Source organism: Micromonospora sp. NPDC049048, from assembly GCF_043197615.1.
Classification (GTDB): Bacteria; Actinomycetota; Actinomycetes; order Mycobacteriales; family Micromonosporaceae; genus Micromonospora.
The window spans coordinates 340515-358190 of record NZ_JBICTM010000005.1; the positions used below are offsets into that span (position 1 = coordinate 340515).

Here is a 17676-nt window from a genome sequence, read left to right on the forward strand (position 1 = left end):
TCAGCCGGCCAGGTGGGACCAGTGTGGTTCGAGGTCGCGCCAGGGTCCCTGGGCGGCCACCGTGCCGGAGGACAGCACCACGACGTGGTCGGCCCGGACCAGGGCGGCCCGCTTCGAGGTCGAGCCCACCACCGTCACCCCGTGCTCGCGCAGCGCCTCCCACAACGCCAGCTCGGTGGTGACGTCCAGCGCCGAGGAGACGTCGTCGGCCACCAGCAGCTCGGTACGCGGGGCGAGCGCCCGGGCCAGCGCCAGGCGCTGCAACTGCCCGCCCGACAGGCGGGTGCCCTTGTGCCCGATCAGCAGCCCGAGCCCGCCGCCGGCCGCCGCCAGGTCGTGGTCCAGCTGGGCGGTGGACACCGCCGCCGCGGCGTCCACCTGGTGGCCGAGGGTGATGTTGTCCGCCACCGTGCCGGAGAGCACCCGTGGCAGCTGACCGACGTAACCCACCTGGTGGGGGCGCAGGAACAGCTCCGGCTCGGTGACAGGGTCGCCGTTCCAGGTCAGCCGGCCGGTGTGCGGGGCGATGCCGGCCAGCGCCCGCAGCAGCGACGACTTGCCCGAGCCGACCGGCCCCACGACCAGCACCAGCTGGCCGCGTTCCACCGTCAGGTCGACGTCGCGTACGGCCACCGTCCCGTCGGTGTGCCGGACGCCGAAGCCGGTCAGCTCCAGCCGGCGCAGCGGGTGCCGGGTCGGCACGACGGGTGCCGGGGCGGTCCCGGCGCCGAGGTCCACCTCCGGCACCGGCGCCGAGTACGCCTCCACGCCGGCCATGGCCACCGTGCGCCCGGTCCACACCCGCGCCGACGGGACCTGTGAGATCAGCGACGCCGTCGTCCAGGCGAACCACCGGGCGGCGGCCAGGGTGGCCACCGCGACCAGCGTGGCGCCGGCCGACAGCTGCCCGGCCAGGAAGAGCGCCCACGCGCCGATCGGCAGCAGGCCGCTGACCAGCGACGGGGTCGACCGGGACCAGACCTGCACCGAGATCTCCCGGCGTTGCCGGTCGCTGCGCACCACGTCGAGGTCGGCCAGGTGACGCAGCACCGGGCGGGTGGCCCCGGCGAGTTTGACCGTACGGGCGGCCGACAGCGAGGAGACCAGGGCGGTGGCGAACGCGGCCCGTGCCGCGACGGTGGCCCGGGCGCACCGTTCCAGGTGGGGGCCGAACAGCATCGCGGCCAGCCCGGAGACCAGCATCGTGCCCGCGAAGAACAGCCCCGGCACCACGCTGCCGGTGACGGCGGTCATCGTGACCAGGAGCAGCAGCGAGATCCCCTGGTCCATCAGGTTGTCGGCGAGCTGCACCACGCGTTCGGTGTCGCCGCCCTGGGCCACCACCTCCGCCGGCGTGTGCCGGCTGACCCGGCGGGGCCCCGTCTGGCCGTGCACCAGGCGCAGGCTGATCCGCAGCATCTGCCGGACCCACCACTGCGGGAAGCGCAGGCCGGTGATGTACGGCACCGGCAGGGTCACCAGCAGGCCGGCGACGATGCCCAGCGCCGGTTTCCACGGGTCGCCGGTGCCGTCGACCACGTCGGCCCAGAGCCAGGGCAGCACCGGCCCCTCCAGGCCGAGGAGCACGATCAGCAGGAACAGCGAGAGCGAGGCCAGCCCGTACCGGGCGTCGTTCAGGCACAGCCGCAGGATCTCCCGCAGCCCGCGCAGCCCTCGGGGAGCCGGCTCCGGCGACGCCTGGGCACCGCCGTCCCTGCCCGCCACCGGGTCGACGGGCCTGGCCGACGGCGCGGTCGGGGGCGCGGCGGACGCCACGGTCACCGGCGGCGCGGTCGGCGTCTCCACCGGCGGCGTGGCCGGCGGGAAAGCCTCGTGCGGGGCGGTGGACGGCCACGGGTCCGACGGGCCGGTCAGCAGGTCGACCCCGCCGGAGCCGCTCGGGAGCGCGTGGGCGTACGCGGTGGCGTGGCTGGTGGCGAGCAGTTCGGCGAAGCGTTCCGAGGCGTGCAGCGGCGCGGCCTCGACCACCGCGCCGTCGGCCAGCACCACCACCTCGTCGCAGCGGCGCACGGAGGAGAGGCGGTGCGCGATGACGATGCCGATCCGGTCACGCAGCAGCCGCTCGGTGGCCCGCTGCACCCGCGTCTCGGTCACCGGGTCGAGGCGGGCGGTGGCCTCGTCGAGGATCACCACGTGCGGGTCGCGCACCAGGATCCGGGCGAAGGCGACCAGCTGCTCCTGGCCCGCCGAGAGCACGTGCCCGCCGTCGCCCAGCCGGGTGTCCAGGCCGGCGGGCAGCTCGGCGATCCAGCCGTCCAGCCCCAGCTCACGCAGCGCCCGGGCGGCGGCGTCGAGCAGGTCCGGTTCGAACAGCGCGACGTTCTCGGCGAGGGTCCCGGCGAGGATCTCGGTACGCTGCGGCACCACGGCGATCCATCGGCGCAACGCCTCGACGTCGAGGTCGCACACGTCGTCGCCGGCCAGGAAGACCGTCCCGCGTGGCACGTCGACGGCCCGGGTGAGCACCTTCGCCAGGGTCGACTTGCCGGAGCCGGTCCGGCCGACCAGCGCGTACGAGCGGCCCCGGGTGAAGGTCAGGTCGACGTCGCGCAGCACCGGCCCACGCTCGTCGTCGGCACCCGCGTAGCGGAAGGTGAGGTCCCGCACCACCAGGTCCCCCTCCGCCGGGGCGGCCCCGCCCCGGGGCTCCTGGGGCGAGTTCGCCAGCAGCAGCACGCGTCCCCACGCGCCGAGGGCGTACTGGAGTTCGGGGACCATCCGGCTGACGTGCTCGACGGTCATGCCGAAGCCGACGACGAGCAGCCAGATCGCGGTGAGGCGGGCGCTGTCGACCCGGCCGGTGACCAGCGCCCACGCACCGCCGAGCACCACGGCCGCGATCCCGGCCCGGATGGCGCCGGCGGCCACGGTGGTGACCTGGGCCGACATCCGCCACACCCGTACCCCCCGGCGCAGCACCTCGGCGGCCCGCCGGGCGTAGAGGCGCAGCACGTACGGCCGGGCCAGACTGGTACGCACGTCGTCCTGGCCGTGGATGGCCTCCTCCATCACGGCGGCGAGGTCGGACCAGGCCTCCTCCTCGGCCATCCGGGCCGGGCCGATCCGCGCGGTGGGCTTGCGCAGGCCGGCGGCCAGCAGCACGGTGAGCAGCAGCATCCCGACGCCGGCCGGCCACCACAGCACCAGGGCGACGACGGTCGACAGCACGCCCGCGGTCAACCCCTGCGCGATCCGTACGCCCTGGTTGCGCACCGACGCGGCGACCTGGTAGACGTCGCCGTCGATGCGGTCGAGCAGCTCGCCGACGGGGGTGGTCTCCAGGGTCGGCAGATCCTGCCCGAGCGCGACCCGGCACAGCCGGCGCCGGACGTCGGCGGACCAGTCGGCGGTCAGCCCGGCCATCAGCAGGCTCACCGCCAGATCGGTGAGGACGGCCGCCACCAGCGCCACGACGAGCAACGCGAAGTACCCGGCGGCGCGGTGCACCAGGACGGGGCCGGCCAGCGCGGCGGCGGCGGCCTGACCGCCGGCGCCGAGCACGATCAGGCAGGTCACGATCGCCATTCGGCGGGGCGAGGTGGCCCACATGTCCCGGAGCAGACGCATGGCAAAGTCCCTTCGGGCAAATGGGGGCGGAGTATCCAGCCTGGTCGGTGGAGCCGGCCGGCTCAACGCATTTACCGGCCGTTCACCTGGCCGGAGACCGGCGCGGGGGCCGTTCCGGGCGGGGGCTACGCCGGCTGCGCCGGCCGAGGGCTGCGTTGGCCGAGGGCTGCGTTGGCCGAAGGGCCGCTCCGGGCGAGAGCCACGCGGGCCGAGGGCCACGCCGGGTGGCTCAGAAGAGCGCCGGGTGGCTCAGAAGAGCACCGTGGCGAGCGTGCCGACGGGGCGGAACCCGCAGCGCTCGTAGACCCGGCGGGCGGGCAGGTTGAAGTCGTTGACGTACAGGCTGACGGTCGGGGCGACCTGAAGCAGCGCGTCGCGCACCACCGCCGCCATCGCGGCCGACGCGATGCCCCGGCCCCGCCAGGCGGGGGCCACCCAGACACCCTGCACCTGGGCGGTCCGGCGGGTCACCACCGCCAGCTCGGCCTTGAACACCACCTCACCGTCGACGAACCGGGCGTACGCCCGGCCGCTCCGGACCAGGTCGGCGACCCGCCGCCGGTAGCCGCGACCGCCGTCGTCGGCGAGCGGCGACACGCCGACCTCCTCCGTGTACATCGCCACCGCCGCCGGGAAGAGCCGGTCGACCTCGCTGGCGCGCACCCGCCGCACCTGCGGGTCCGCCCGCAGCGCCGGCAGCGCGTCGGTGGCCAGCAACGGCTGGTTGGGGCGTACGTCCCGGGCCGGCCCCCAGACGGCGGAGAGCCGGTCCCAGAGGCCGAGCACGGCGTCGGCCCGGCCCACGATCGACGAGCAGAACCGCTCCTCACCGGCGAGCAGGTCGGCGTACGCGGCGACGGCCGGCTCGGTGGCGAGCACCGGGGTGAGGTTGCCGCCCAGCCAGCAGATCGACTCCAGGTTGCGGCGGCTGCCGTAGCCCAGCACCCGCCCCTCGGCACGCCACCAGGCCAGGCCCCGCGCGGTGACCCGCTCGGCGACCTGCGCGCCCGCGAACGGGTCGAGGTCGAGCAGCCGCTCGACCGCGCGGCGCTCCGACTCCCCCAGTTGCCGTACCGGCACCGTCAGCACGGTTACCAGCCTGCCAGATCCGCCCGGTGCCGCGCGGGCCGTGTGACGAGTGGGACGACAGTCGCCCAACCCGTCGGACCCAGCGGCCGGGGTGCCCGTCGCCGTGGTGACGCGGGCACCCCGGCCGGCGCGACGGGTCAGTGCACGGTGACGGTGGCGCCGGGGAGCAGGCCGCGCAGTTCCTCGGGCAGTTCGGCGCCCATCTCGTCGGCGATGCGCAGCGCCTCCTCGATGAGGGTCTCGACGATCTGCGCCTCGGGGACGGTCTTGACGACCTTGCCCTTGACGAAGATCTGGCCCTTGCCGTTGCCGGAGGCCACCCCGAGGTCGGCCTCGCGGGCCTCGCCCGGGCCGTTCACGACACAGCCCATGACGGCGACCCGCAGCGGCACCGGCAGCCCTTCCAGGCCGGCGGTGACCTCCTCGGCGAGTTTGTAGACGTCGACCTGCGCCCGACCGCAGGACGGGCAGGAGACGATCTCCAGGCCACGCTCGCGCAGCCCGAGCGACTCCAGGATCTGGTTGCCGACCTTGATCTCCTCCACCGGCGGGGCCGACAGGGAGACCCGGATGGTGTCGCCGATCCCCTCGGCCAGCAGCGCGCCGAAGGCGACCGCCGACTTGATGGTGCCCTGGAAGGCCGGGCCCGCCTCGGTGACGCCCAGGTGCAGCGGGTAGTCGCACTTCTCGGCGAGCTGGCGGTACGCCCGGATCATCACCACCGGGTCGTTGTGCTTGACCGAGATCTTGATGTCGCGGAAGCCGTGCTCCTCGAACAACGAGCACTCCCACAGCGCCGACTCGACCAGCGCCTCGGCGGTGGCCTTGCCGTACTTGGCGAGCAGCCGCTTGTCCAGCGAGCCGGCGTTCACGCCGATCCGGATGGGCACGCCCGCGTCGCCGGCCGCCTTCGCGATCTCCTTGACCTTGTCGTCGAACTGGCGGATGTTGCCCGGGTTCACCCGGACCGCCGCGCAGCCGGCGTCGATCGCGGCGAAGACGTACTTCGGCTGGAAGTGGATGTCGGCGATCACCGGGATCTGCGACTTCTTCGCGATCGCCGGCAACGCCTCCACGTCGTCCTGGCTGGGCACGGCGACCCGGACGATCTGGCAGCCGGACGCGGTCAGCTCGGCGATCTGCTGGAGCGTGGCGTTGACGTCGGAGGTGAGGGTGGTGGTCATCGACTGCACCGACACCGGCGCACCCCCACCGACCGGCACCGGACCGACCATGATCTGGCGGCTGACCCGGCGCGGGGCGAGCGGCGGGGGCGGCACGGCGGGGATACCGAGACTGACAGCGGTCACTTCAGGCACTCACCTTGAGAAGAGCGTGATCGGGTTGACGACGTCCGCGGTGATGGTCAGCAGCGTGAACACGCCACCGATCAGGATCACCGCGTACGTGAGGGGCATGAGCTTGAGGTAGTCGACGCGCCCCGGGTCGGCGCGGCCGATGCGGGCGTAGAGCCAGGAGCGGGCCCGCTCGAACCAGGCGATGGCGATGTGCCCGCCGTCCAGCGGCAGCAGCGGCAGCAGGTTGAACACGCCGATGAAGAAGTTCAGCGAGACGAACAGCATGAAGAACAGCAGCCAGGCGTCGTTCTCGACGGCCTCGCCGCCGAGCCGGCTGGCGCCGACCACGCTGATCGGGGTGTCGATGTCCCGCTCCTCGCCGGTGATCGCCGCCCACAGGGCGGGGACCTTCTGCGGGATGCGCTTCATCGCCTCGTAGGTGTTGACCGCCATGTCGCCGGTGAAGTCGGCGGTCGCGCCGAACGCGCCGACCGGCCCGTACGTGATCCGGGTCGGGGTGCTGGGCACGAGGCCGACGCCGAGCGCGGCGACCGGGGCGACCTGGCCCTTCGGGTCGTCCAGCGGGGGCCGCTGGGTCTGCGCGAGCACCGTGCTGGTCGTCGCCGGCTGCCCGTCGCGGACGTACGCGATCTGCGCGGTGTCGCCCGGCTTGAGGCTGCGCAGGGTGGTGAGCAGCTGGCCGTAGTCGTTGATCTGCGTGCCGTTGATGGCGGTGATCCGGTCGCCGTCGCGCAGCTGCGCCTGGGCGGCCGGGCTGGCCGGGTCGGCGGTGGTGCACTCGCGCAGGGTGTTCTCCGGGACCACGCACTTCGACAGCTGGATGACCGCCGGTTCCTTGCGGATCTCCGCCTCGGTGGTCGGGAACTGCGGGTTGGGCAGGCCGGCGCTGACCGCGATGATCCAGAGGGCGATCAGGGCGAGGGCGAAGTGGGTGATCGAGCCCGCGGACATCACGATCGTCCGCTTCCACACCGGGTAGCGCCACATCGCGCGCGGCTCGTCGGCCGGGTCGACGTCGTCGTCCTGGGGGGTCATCCCGACGATCTTGCAGAAGCCGCCGAGCGGGATGCCCTTGATGCCGTACTCGGTCTCGCCCCGCTTGAATGACCAGAGGGTGGGGCCGAAGCCGACGAAGTAGCGGGTGACCTTCATGCCGAAGGCCTTGGCGGTGAGCATGTGCCCTGCCTCGTGCAGGCTCACCGAGACGAGGATCGCGAGGGCGAAGAGCACCACCCCGAGCAGGTACGCCATCAAGCTCCTTCCACCGAACCCGCGATGATGATCTCCTGCGCGTGCGCGCGCGCCCACGACTCCGCCGCGAGCACGTCTTCGACCGTACCTGGTTCGTCGAAATCGGGAGCGTCCTCCAACACCCGCTCGAGGGTGTCGACGATGCCGAGGAAGGGCAGCCGGCCGGCCACGAACGCGGCCACGCACTCCTCGTTCGCCGCGTTGTAGATCGCCGGCCGGCAGCGCCCGGCCTCGCCGGCGGCCTTGGCCAGCGCGACGGCCGGGAACGCCTCGTCGTCCAGCGGCGCGAACTCCCAGGTGTGCGCCTTCGTCCAGTCGACGGCCGCGGCGGCGTCGGGCACCCGGTCGGGCCAGCCGAGAGCGACCGCGATCGGCAGCCGCATGTCCGGCGGGCTGGCCTGGGCGATGGTGGAGCCGTCGACGAACTCGACCATCGAGTGGATCACCGAGGTCGGGTGCACGGTCACCGTGATGTCGGCGTACGGCACGTCGAACAGCTCGTGCGCCTCGATCACCTCCAGCGCCTTGTTGACCATCGTGGCGGAGTTGATCGTGATGACCTGACCCATGTTCCAGGTCGGGTGGGCGAGCGCCTGCTCGGGCGTGACCTGCGTCAACTCGTCGCGGCGCCTGCCCCGGAACGGGCCGCCGCTGGCGGTGACGATCAGCCGCCGCACCTCGCCCCGGGCACCGGAGCGCAGGCACTGGGCGAGCGCGGTGTGCTCGGAGTCGACGGGGACGAGCTGCTCCGGCCGCGTCACGGCGGCCTTCACGAGCGAGCCGCCGGCCACGAGCGACTCCTTGTTGGCGAGCGCGAGCGTACGCCCGGCGCGCAGCGCGGCCAGGGTGGGCGCGAGCCCGAGCGAGCCGACCACCCCGTTGAGCACGACGTCGCACGGCCACTGCGCCAGCTCGGTCATCGCGTCGGGGCCGGCGACGATCTTGGGCAGCTTGAAGTCCCCGGTGGCCCAGCCGCGCCGGCTCGCCTCGGCGTAGAAGGCGAGCTGGAGATCCTGCGCGGCGGACGCCTTCGCCACCCCGACCGCCTCGACCCGCAGTTCGAGGGCCTGGGCGGCGAGCAACTCGACGTTGCCGCCACCGGCGCCGAGCGCCACCACCCGGAACCGGTCCGGGTTACGCCGCACGATGTCGATGGCCTGTGTGCCGATCGAACCGGTGGAGCCGAGCAGAACAAGATCACGTGGGGATGTCACCGACCCATTCTTCCCCACCATCCCTGTGCCCCCGCTGGGAGCCTCAGCCCTCCGCGCCGGCCTGCTCCTCCGGCGCTTCCTTCTCCTCCTCGGGCGCTTCCTCGTCGAGGAGGTCGGCCGGGTCGACGGCGAACGCGAACGGCTCGATCATGGTGAAGGTGCTGCCGGCCGCCGCCGCGCTCAGCGGTCGGTACTCCCCCTCAGCCAGCTCGAACAGGGTCATGGTCGGCACCCGGTTGCGCAGGTCGACCCGGAGGAAGAAGGGGACACCCGCGGCGGCGTACTCACGCGGCCGGTCGATCACGTCCTTACGCCGATTTCCTGGTGACACGATTTCGCCCAGCAGGACGGCCTGACCGATGTCGACGGCCGGTCGCCCACCGCCCGAGGACCGGAGCACGGCGACGTCGGGGATGAAGAGGTCCTCGCCGGAGACCACGTTGATTTCGGGGTACACCCACAGGCCTGCCCGACGGGCGGCACGGTGCAGAAGGTAGGGCAGTTCACGGTCGACCGACTGGTGGTCGATTCCGGCGTGTGGGGTCACGATCACGCTTCCGCTCAGGACCTCAACCTTGGGGCCGTTGGTCTCCGGCAACAGGTCGAGGGCGAGCTGAGCGGTCCATGGCTCGTCGCGCCACCGCAGCACGTCGAACGACGGCCCGGTGGGCTGCGGCGCGGGGTCGGGTTGCTGCGGCGCCGGCTCGGGCGCGAAAGCTGCCTGGGCCATCCGGGCTCACCCCCTCAGCGGACATTCTGCTCAGGTCAGCCTAGCCGCCGCAGCCCTCGCCGCACGTCATCGCACACCTGGTCCGACACCGGAAGGAGAGACAACGGCACCGGCATCCCGCCAGGTCCAGTGGATCGCCCTCAGGCCCCGACCCTGCCAGCCTCCGGCCGCCATGCCAGGTCGCCGCTCGACAACTGCCCCGGCCACGCCTCCAGGCGTACGACGATGTCGAGCAGCGCCCGCTCGAAGGCCTCGTCGTCGGACTCGCCCGCCGACCGGCGACGCCACGTCTCGAAAGGTCGTCCTCTATCTCGCCCAACTGCACGAGGCGGTCACTGTAGGCGATCGCGCGTCGCGTCACCTCGGCCGTCGTACCGGTGTATCGCCTGTCCTTGTCCGCGAGCGCGGCGAGCGTGCAGCGCGCCTCGCCAGCGATGCCACGCCCGGCGAGCTGCACGGCGTGTAGACCGCACTGCCGAGCGTGGAGGATCTCGTCGAACACGCCGAGAATGCGTGAGTTGCGTATCACCACGGGGTTCGTCATCCTTGATCCTCTTCCTCGGTCGGGGCCGGCCCATCATCAGCCAGTCCCCGTAACCGCTGGAGCCGCCACGACGCGACGACCGACGGTGCGTGAAGTACTTCGACTGCCGCCGCACGATCGTCGACAGCACGACGGGCCTGAACAGTCTCCTGTTCAGGCCCGTCGTGGCGGCGCCGCCACGCTTCGCGGAAGTCATGCCCGCAGATCCGAGTTCCGCCTTGCGTCGAGCCGTACCACTGACGCAGGAGGCCGCTCTCAGATTGCCTGCCGCCGCCTCACGCCGACTGCGACGCCCCCACCGCCACGGCGACGGAAGGAAGTGGCTCTTCCGAATCCCGAGACCACCATACCGAAGCACCAAGTTCTTCAACGTAGAGTTCGGCTGGCGCTTCTCGTATCGAGAACCCCGCCGTCGTCAATGCGTCGCTCAGCTCACCATATGACCTTCCCAGCACTTCGATGTCACCCATCGCGGGTTTCGCCGGGGCGAGTGCGATCACATCGACCACCCTGTCGTCTGCATCGAACTTGGCTACGATGCCTTCCGTCCAATAATGGTCCATGCTGCGCGTCGCACTGACCACCGAATGCATGCCTTCGCCCATACGCTGACGAACTTCGCTTCGCATCTGACCTAAACGAACTCCAGCTATCCCATGGTGTGCATCTACTGGCCATACCTCGATCTTCGACTCCCCAGGCTCGCCAAAGAAGGAGGCATCCAAATCGACGGCGTCAACGGGCGCAGCCGACACCGCCTCGACCGCCGCGTCCTGCTCCGTGCTCGGAACGTACAGCTTCACGCCGGCATCTGCGATCGCCAGACCCGAGTCGATTGCGCGAGTCGTGAAGCCGGCACCACTGAGCCGGTCCGCGACGTCCACCACCCGACCAGGCAGGAGTTGCACGCCCTCAAGGGTCACGGCACACCGCCCCGAAGCTATTTCAATGAAGTCGAGGCCCCCTGAATCCGAATAGTCGAGCGTTAGCCAATACCGGTCGTAGCGATCAGTGAGATTGCGAGACCAAGCGACTCGCCGGGACATCTCGGTCGGTCGCCCCAAGATCGAACGTACCTCACGCCGACTTTGCCCGAAGCGCATATCCCCCACACCGGCAAGCGGCCAGATTGTAAGGCTATGAGACGTCATGCTTCACCTGAGAGTTCCTGTGTACACTCCCGCCCTGGCAATGGCATTGAGCAGCGCCGGCATTGAGCCACGCATTTCATCGATAGCAGCATCGTACCTGCCAGGGAAGTCGTTCTTTATCTGGTTTATATCCAGGTCCAGCGCTTCACTCAATCGACCCTGCCGAAGCAGGTACATCTGATGCGCTCGGTGCTGCTTTCCGACGTGGCTACTGCCCCAGCTCAGAGTCTTGTGGTGATCGGCTTTCGACATCTGGATCGCCAGACCCTGCCCTTCGGAAATACCGAACACCGCCTGCATGGCCTGATTGGCGGGCATGTGATTCCGCTCAATCTGGCCCTCCAATGCATGCAAATCCTTGTGCTGTCCGCCTCGGTAGGGCCCGCCGGTTACCGCACATGCCCCGGGCACCGGCGGCCCATTGACGTTGTGCACCAAGACTGGCGCGTCACCGGCCACCACATAGTACGTGTGGATGTCGTCGACGGTGAGGTCGTACGTGACGTGTTCGGCGTGGTATTTCCGGACCGCCCCGACCTGCACGTACGTGCCGGCAGAGGTCCGCAGCAGCTCGCCCGGCTTCAGGTCACCGGCGTCGACCCAACTCTCCCGCGTGACGGACCAGAACTTGTGGTGGTCCGTCGTGGTGAGCGTGTCGTCCCCGTCGGTCCCCTCGACCGTGACGTCGACGTACTCCTTGTCGCTGTCGGTACGGATCGTGTGCGTGACCTGGCGGGCCTCGGTGCGGCCTGACTCCGGGTCGGTGGCGAGCACGGTGTCACCCGGTTCAACCTGTTCGATCGCCTTGCGCGTGCCGTCGGCGAGCAGGACGAGGGTGCCGGCGACGAAGCTGTTCTTGCCGGAGCAGCCGCCACTGTCCTTCTTGGTCTTGGCTTTCGCCTTTGCCGCCAGCGCCTTGGCCCGCGCCGCCGCAGCCGCCGCAGCCCGCCTGGCCGCCGCCTCCGCGGCCGCCTTCGCCGCGGCGGCCTTCTGGGCCGCTTCCCTGGCCGCCGCCGCTGCCGCCGCCTTCGCCGCCTCGGCGGCCCGTTCGGCGTTGCGCAGGATGGCCCTGGCCCAGTCGAGTTCCTTGAGGAAGGTGACGACCGCCTTGCCGGCCCGGAAGATCGACTCGGCGATCTTCTTCGCCTTGAAGATCTTGCCCCAGGGCAGCGCCCCGATGACCATCGAGACGCAGGCGCCCAGGTCGCCCTTGAGGCAGTTGATGATGTCGTTGATCCCGAGGAACTCCATCAGGATCTGGCCGCCGGCCTCCAGCACCACGTCCAGCAGGCTCTTGCTCTGGATCTGCTGGGCCCTGGCGACGTCCTCCGGGTTCGACTGCGGGGCTCCCGTCGCCGCTGCCGGCTCCGGGGTCGCCCCGGTCGGATCGGTGTACGACGTCGGGTTGTTGTCGGCGTACGTGTACGGCGAGGTCGCCGCCCCGCCCATCGGCATCGGATCGGTGCTGGTGAACCGGCCCGTGCCCGGGTTGTAGTTACGGGCCCGCAGGTAGTAGTTGCCGCTGCCGGTGGTGGAGTCCTGGTACGCCCCGCCGTACTGCAACGGGTTCTCCGGCGCGCCGGCCTGACCCTCCGCCCCGCCGCCGCCCAGCGTCGGCCCGACGCGCGGGTTGCCGAACGGGTCGTAGTCGTAGCCGACCTGCGGCGTGCCGGTCGGGGTGAGCATGTTCGCGACCCCGCCGAGCCAGTCGTGGGTGTACGCGTGCGCCCCGCTCGCCGGGTCCAGCAGCGCCAGCGGCTCGTCGTCCGGGCCGTACGTGAAGCCGCGCTTCTCGGCGGTCTGCCCGTTGGCGTCGGTCACGGTGTCGACGGCGATCTGGGGCAGGGTGCCAGAGACGTCCCAGGACCAGCGCTGGGTGGCCTGTTCCGGCTTGCCCGGGTCGGTGGTGGCGGTCAGCCGCAGCCCGTCGGCGCCGTAGCCGAAGACCGCCTCCCGGCCGGCGACCTTCGCCTTGGCCAGGGTGTTGTCGAGGTGGTACTCGAAGCGGTCGGTGCCGGCCCGCGTCTGGTTGCCGTTGACGTCGTAGCCGTACTCCTTGGTGGTGACGTGCCGGGGCTCGAACAGGATCTCCTTGGTGAGCTGGTTGGCGTCGTCGTAGTGGTAGGTGGTGGTGTCGTTGCCGGCGCTGCCGCTGCGCTTCTGGCTGAGCCGGTTGCCCATCAGGTCGTAGCGGTAGTCGATCCGCCCGGTCGGCTTGCTCCTGTCATCACAGGAGGTGGCCGCGTAGCAGGCCGAGGTGAGCCGGTCGGCCTTGTCGTAGGCGTACGCGACGGACTCCGAGGTGCCGCCCCGGGTGGTGACGACCCGGGTCGGGTTGCCGACGGCGTCGAGTTCGAGTTGGAACGCCGACACCGGGTCCTGCGGCACCGGGACCGGGGTGACCGGGGCGGAGGGTTCCGACGCCTTCCCGGCGCCGTCCCTGTCGTGGGCGGCGACGGTGAAGGTGTACGCCGTGCCGGCGTCCAGCCCGTTCACCACCGCGCTCGTGGCGTTCGCGCCGACGGTGGTGGTCCTGCCGCCCGGCGAGGCGGTCACCGTGTAGCCGGCGACGTCGTTGTCCCGCGGCGGCTTCCAGGAGACGACCGCCAGGCCCGCGCCCGGCTGGGCGGTCACCGCGGTCGGCGCGTCGGGGCGGTCACCGAGGGCGAGCAGCCCGCCGTCCGGCAGCTTGGCCTGTTGCGCCTCGGGCGCCCGTTCGGTGCCGATGGCGGTCAGCCGGCCGGCGTCGTCGTACGTGCGCCGCTCGATCAGCCCGGTCGCGGCCGGTAGCCGGGTGACCTCCCGCCGGCCCGCCACGTCGTAGTCGAATCCCCAGGTCGCCGGGGTCGCCCCGACGGATCCACCCGAGGCGGTCAGCGTCTTCATCTGGCTGTCCGCGTCGTACGTCGCGGAGACCCTCGTGCCGTCCGGGTACTCGCGCAGCGTGATGTTGCCGCGCGCGTCGTACTCGTAACGGAACTTCTCCTCCAGGTCGGCCTCGACGCGGGTGACGGACTGGATCTGGTCCTCGTCGTCGTAGGCGACCGTGCGGTGACCGGTCGGGTCGACGTACGCGGTGGTCCGGTCCTTGGCGTCGTACCGCCAGGAGTAGCGCGGCCCCTCGCTGCCGAGGGTGCGGGTGTCGCGGCGGTTGACGATGTCGTACGTGTCGACGATGGTGCGCCTGGCCCGCTCCTCGGAGGTGAGCCGCTCGTGCTCCCGGCGGGTCAGGCTGGAGACGCGGTTGCCCTCGACGTCGTAGCCGTACTCGGTGACCCGGCCCAGCGGGTCGGTCTCCCTGGTCAGCCGGCCGCCGTCGTCGTACGACATCCAGGTGCGGTTGCCGTTCGGGTCGCGTACGGAGGCCACCAGGCCGTCGTCGAAGTAGTCGTAGACGGTGGTGTACCGGGTCGGGTCGAACAGGTCGCGTGGGGCGTCCGGGGTGCGCACGGTGCGCGGCAGGTTGTCGTCCCGGTAGGTGTAGTGCGTGGTGCGGTTCTTGGCGTCGGTGACCGAGGTCAGCCGGTTGTTGGCGTCGTAGCGGTACGTCGTGGTGTGGTCGAGCGGGTCGACGACCTTGGACGGGTTGCCGGCCAGGTCGTACTCGTGGTGGGTGGTGAAGCGCTCCCCGTCGGCGCCCGGGAGGTTGCCCCGGGGCTCGGTGGAGCTGGCCAGCATGCCGTCGTCGTCGTAGACGAAGGTGCTGATGCCGCCGGTCGCCCGCTTCGTCTTGACCTTGTTGCCCGCCTCGTCGTACTCGTACTCGACGACGCCCTGCTGCGGGTCCTTGATGCGGGTCTGCTGGCCGTTGTCGTCGTACCCCATCTCGGTGCGGCGTCGCAGGTTGTCCTGGGTGGCGGTGACGTTGCCGACGTTGTCCCGCTCGAACGTCGACTGCTTGTTGTGCTCGTCCGTCTTGGACGTGGTCCGGTCCAGTTCGTCCACGCCGATGTCGCGCTTGACGGTGATGCCACCCGGATAGGGGCGTTCCATCCGCAGCGGGTTGTCGTTGGCGTCGTAGAAGTAGGTGGTGGTGAAGTCGGCCGCGTTCGCGCCGGGCAGGTTGCCGCGCGGCGAGGTGACCTTGTGCAGCAGGCCCTTGGCGTTGTAGCGGTAGGTCGTCACCGGGTCCGGCTGGTCGTCCAGCTCCAGCCGGGCCGAGGCGCGCCGCCCCGCGTCCGTGTACGTGTAGGACATCGTCCGGCGCGGATCCTTGACGACCTTGAGCAGGCCGTTGTCGAGGTACCGGTACTCGGTGCGGGCCCCCATCGGCGTCGTCTGGGACCGTGTGCGGCCCACGTCGTCGTAGCTGGTCCGCCAAGGGTGGGCCTTGCCCGGCTCGTGCACCTCCGTGGTGCGGTCCTGGGCGTCGAACTCGTAGCGGGTTGTGTAGTCGCCACGGTCGGCCTTCGGCACGGTGCCGCGCGGGTCGGTCACCGCGATCTGCCGGCCGACCCGGTCGTACGCGAACTCGACCCGGCGACCCATCGGCGAGACGACCGCCTTCGGCAGGCCGCTGTTCGGGTGGCCGACTGGCAGGTACTCGTACCGGGTCACCTTCTTGCGCTGGTCGGTCCGGGCGACGAGCAGGCCGCGCTCGTCGTAGGCGTAGGTGATGGTGTTCTTCTTCGCGTCGGTGCTCTTGACCAGCTCGTCGAACTCGTTGTATTCGTCCTCCCAGACCTTGCCGTTGCCGTCGGTGTGCCTGGTCGGGTTGTTCCGGGCGTCGTAGGTGGTCTTCTCGTCGAAGTTCAGTGACTGCGGCGCCTTCCGGCGCGTCCGGTTGCCCCGGTCGTCGAACTCGGACTCGTGCTGGCTGTGCTTGCCGTTGACCACGAGACCGCGGTTGAGCGCGCCGTCGTAGCGGTGGTGCTCCGAGTCGCCGTTGCCGCGCTGGGTGTAGACCAGCACGTTGCCCCGGTAGCCGTCGTAGATCCGCACCCCGTCGGCGTCGGTGGTCAGCGACTCCTGCCGGTCGGCCCGCCACTCGAACGTGGTCGCCTTGCCCAGCGCGTCGAACTGCCGCACCACCCGGTCGCCCTCGTCGTACTCGGTGCGGACCTCGACGACCTTGTCCGGGTTGGTGACGGTCGTGAGCAGGCCGTCCGGGTCGTACCCGTACTTCCAGAGCTTGCCGCGCGCGTCCGAGTGCGCGGTGAGCAGCGTGCCGGTGTAGAAGAACTTGACCCTGCGGTGGTCGGGCAGGCTGATCTCGCGGATCAGGCCGCCCTCGACCGCCGCCTTCGCCACCCGCCCCGAGGCGTCCGTGATCGTGATGCCGGATTCGGTGTACGCCAACCGCACGCCCATGCCGCGCGGGTTGAGGATCGAGACCAGCCGCCCCTGCGCGTCGAAGGTGTGGGCGATGTTCCGGGGGGTGGTCAGCTCCCAGCCGTCCCCGGCCCTGCGCAGGTTCGACCGCACCCCCGGCGGCCGGCGGTAGCTCTCCCCCTCCAGCCGGTACGTCGCCTCGGCGCCGTCCTCGGCCCGGACGATCGCGCCGCCCTCGGTCGCGGTCACCGTCATGCCGTACGACCAGGCCCAGCCGCCGCCGAGCGGGCCGACCCCGTTGGCGGACGAGTAGGTGCGGGAGGAGTTGAACGGCACCCCGAACGACGCCATCGCCAGGTCCTGCTCGACCTGGACGAAGGACCCGATGGCGGTGTTGACGCCGTTGGCCCGGATCGCCTGGCCGGCGCTGGTCAGCGCGAGCGCGTTGCCGCAACCGCAGCCGGCCGCCTGACCACGCGGGATCGCCGGCGGCTCGATGGTGGCCCGGGGCTGTGCCTCGGAACGCTCCGAGATGACCTCGCGGCCCTCGTCCAGGATCGCCGTGATGGTGACCTCGTAGGTCCGGCCCGCGTCGAGCACCCAGCCCTGGTCCTTGCCGAACGACCGGCAGTAGTCGCGCTGGCCGGAACAGGCCGACCCGGCGATCTCGTCCCGGGTGAGCGTGGTCGACGCCTGCTCGGTCTGCGACTGCTTGTCGTACGCGGTGACCCGCCAGGTCGACCAGGCGGGGGCATCGGCGTCGACGTTGAAGTACAGGCTCAGCGAGGTGTCCCCGAGCAGGAAGCCGGGCCGCAGCAGCACGTCGGTGAAGACCCGGTCCTCGGCCGCCACCCGAGCACCGGTGCGCCGGTCCCAGTCGGCCCGGGCCAGTGCCCGCGGCGTGCCGTCGGCGCGCACCTCCGGGGGTACCACGGGTGGACGCTTGTCCGGTGGAAAGGCGGTGTCGGGGCGTACGCCCTTCGGCATCGGCCGGTCGACCGGCCCCTGCCCGGGCGCGGGTGCCGGGATCTGCGCCGCCCGCGCCCAACTTCTCTCGGCTGGCGGCGCCAGCGTGACGATCAGGATCAGCATGCAGAAGCCGGCCAACCAACGGCTACGGCTCAGCACAGTACGACTGGACAAGGTGGGATCCTCCCCCGTGGACGGATATGCCTGTCGTTTCCGGTTGATCCGTAGCCGAGAATAGACGCTTCTCTATAAGTTGCCTTGGTCGGCTTTATGACAGAAACCCGCTTCGTAAATCCAGGAAGAGACCCTGCGGGATCATCGATCTTCACAGTTACCCGGCGATTCCGGCCGTGCCGACCGCGTCGCCACGGGGCCACCTCAACCCGCCGCCCCCGCCTCAGGCACCGCCACTCACCAGCCGACCCTCGCCGCACAGTGCCGCCGGCACGGCAGAATCAGGCGGGGCGCAATTGCAGCACTGCACTTTGCCTTGTGCACTGCGGACGCACGCCTCGCCCGCATTTCGGATCGCCGGACACCGCCGAATTCC

Annotated in this window: 8 protein-coding genes; all 8 read right to left on the minus strand. The window is 71.1% G+C overall.

Annotated features, from left to right (window positions below; genetic code table 11):
* The 8 genes from ACGFIG_RS18490 to ACGFIG_RS18525 all read right to left on the minus strand — a co-directional run bounded on the left by ACGFIG_RS18490 (window position 1) and on the right by ACGFIG_RS18525 (window position 17300).
* Window positions 1-3588 carry an ATP-binding cassette domain-containing protein gene (locus tag ACGFIG_RS18490; protein WP_393004319.1) on the minus strand — a complete coding sequence of 1196 codons (3588 nt, stop codon included), beginning with the start codon at window positions 3586-3588 and terminating at the stop codon, window positions 1-3.
* Window positions 3589-3837: 249 nt separating this feature from the next.
* On the minus strand, window positions 3838-4677 hold the full coding sequence (locus tag ACGFIG_RS18495) for a GNAT family N-acetyltransferase (RefSeq protein ID WP_393004321.1): 840 nt from the start codon (window positions 4675-4677) through the stop codon (window positions 3838-3840).
* A 137-nt stretch (window positions 4678-4814) separates the two neighbouring features.
* Window positions 4815-5987: a flavodoxin-dependent (E)-4-hydroxy-3-methylbut-2-enyl-diphosphate synthase gene (gene ispG / locus ACGFIG_RS18500; protein ID WP_393004323.1), complete on the minus strand. Its 1173-nt coding sequence runs from the start codon at window positions 5985-5987 to the stop codon at window positions 4815-4817.
* 9 nt (window positions 5988-5996) lie between these two features.
* On the minus strand, window positions 5997-7247 hold the full coding sequence (locus ACGFIG_RS18505; RefSeq protein ID WP_393004325.1) for a M50 family metallopeptidase: 1251 nt from the start codon (window positions 7245-7247) through the stop codon (window positions 5997-5999).
* Window positions 7247-8461 carry a 1-deoxy-D-xylulose-5-phosphate reductoisomerase gene (gene dxr / locus ACGFIG_RS18510; protein WP_393004327.1) on the minus strand — a complete coding sequence of 405 codons (1215 nt, stop codon included), beginning with the start codon at window positions 8459-8461 and terminating at the stop codon, window positions 7247-7249. The genes ACGFIG_RS18505 and dxr overlap by 1 nt, the downstream gene beginning before the upstream one ends.
* 43 nt (window positions 8462-8504) lie before the next feature.
* Window positions 8505-9191: a Uma2 family endonuclease gene (locus ACGFIG_RS18515; protein ID WP_393004328.1), complete on the minus strand. Its 687-nt coding sequence runs from the start codon at window positions 9189-9191 to the stop codon at window positions 8505-8507.
* 819 nt (window positions 9192-10010) lie between these two features.
* Window positions 10011-10658, minus strand: a complete 648-nt coding sequence (locus ACGFIG_RS18520; protein WP_393004329.1) for a hypothetical protein — start codon at window positions 10656-10658, stop codon at window positions 10011-10013.
* Between the two features lie 231 nt (window positions 10659-10889).
* Window positions 10890-17300, minus strand: coding sequence for a polymorphic toxin-type HINT domain-containing protein (locus tag ACGFIG_RS18525; RefSeq protein WP_393004331.1), 6411 nt, complete (start codon window positions 17298-17300; stop codon window positions 10890-10892).
* Between the last annotated feature and the right edge of the window lie 376 nt (window positions 17301-17676).